Consider the following 1,617-nt stretch of genomic DNA (forward strand, 5'->3'; position numbering starts at 1 on the left):
TGAATGGCCAGCAGGTTACACCGGAAGTGGTGATTAAGGATTATCAGGCAACCAAAACAACGGTGGAGCTAGCACGGTTTAAGGAAGAATGTTGCCTGAGAGGCTTGTCGTTGAATGGCCAGCAGGTCACAACAGATGAGGTGCTCAGGGCTTTTCCGGATAGTCCGGAAGGCAAACTGGGGAGCGCGTACTTTAAGGAGCGATGTTGTCTGAGGGGCTTGGCGGTGGATGGCCAGCAGGTCACACCGGAAGCGGTGGTTAAGGATTATCAGGCAACCAAAACAACAGTGGAGCTAGCGCGGTTTAAGGAAGAATGTTGCCTGAGAGGCTTCGCGTTGAATGGCCAGCAGGTAACACCGGATGAGGTGGTTAAGGATTTCCCGGCCAGTCCGAAAGGCAGGCTGGGGCTAGCGCGCTTCAAAGCGGAATGTTGCCCGAGGGGCTTGGCGTTGCATGGCCAGCAGGTCACACCGGATACGGTGGTTAAGGATTTCCCGGCCAGTGCAGAAGGCAAACTGGGAATAGCGCGCTTTAAGGAGCAATGTTGCCTGAGGGGCTTGCCATTGAATGGCCAACAGGTCACACCGGAAGCGGTGGTTAAGGATTATCAGGCAGTCAAAGCTACACAGGAGTTAGCGCGCTTCAAAGCGGCATGTTGTCTGAGGGGCCTGGGGTTGAATGGCCAGCAGGTTCCACCGGAGGCGGTGGTTAGGGATTGTGAGCGCGGTGGCTGGTTGCTCGATAGCGCTATTTTTTATACTCGGCTGGCTTTGAATGCCAGAGAATTGAATGGCAACTATCTTGATAACCAGACAGTATTAGCAGCGTTTAATAAAGTACCCGGGGACCATTCTTCAAGACAAACCAGGTATCTGATTCAAAGGCTGAAACAATCTCAGCCGTACGATGAGGCCAGCGAAGCTCAGGATATACTTCAAGAGGCCTGGCAAATCTTAAATAACGTATCGGTTAAAGACGATGAGCAATATCGACTGCAATGTATATTGAAATTCATGGCTAATCAGCATGAGCTGACAATTGATCACCAGCGAGTGTCAGCAGAACAGGTATTGGAATCCATCAAAACACTAAGGTGCTCATTTCAGAATTCACGCATCCATTTCTTCTTCCTGGCACGCTGCTACATCACGAAACAGCCTATTAATGGACGACAAATCCATAAGGATCAGGTACTGAAGTGTCTTCAGAGTTTTCCTGAAAGAAGCAAGCTGCGTCATGCTTTAGGCCACTGGTTTGCACAATGCAGCTCCGAAGCCAATATAATTGATGGGTTACTGTTTGAACGAGATAATGCCGTTGCCCCGGAGAGTGATAGTCTTCACGGATACGCAACCGTTGCCGGTCAACATGATTCTTCTGTCGTCTTTAGTAGCGCGTGCTCACAGGAACAGCGTACCGGCAACTCCGGGTCTTGTTGTTTGCCCAGTGATGGAAGCAGGCATTCAGCCAAACGGGTGACTAACGCCGATGGTGCTCAAACTCAGAAGCAATGGTCAAAAACAGGCGAGCCGGGGTTCCCGTACAATCAGGTCCCGCAGTTGAATGCGCTAACGCTAAAAACACTGGAGATTATTCAGGAAATCAATGGTTCTTATA

1 protein-coding gene is annotated in these 1,617 nt (G+C 50.3%); it reads left to right on the forward strand.

The window, feature by feature from the left end:
* Nucleotides 1-1,617 (forward strand): hypothetical protein (locus KDK15_RS03175; protein ID WP_257293919.1); only part of this gene is annotated, 1,617 nt, incomplete at both ends.

The sequence above is a fragment of the Endozoicomonas sp. YOMI1 genome (assembly GCF_024606345.1).
Lineage (GTDB): Bacteria > Pseudomonadota > Gammaproteobacteria > Pseudomonadales > Endozoicomonadaceae > Endozoicomonas.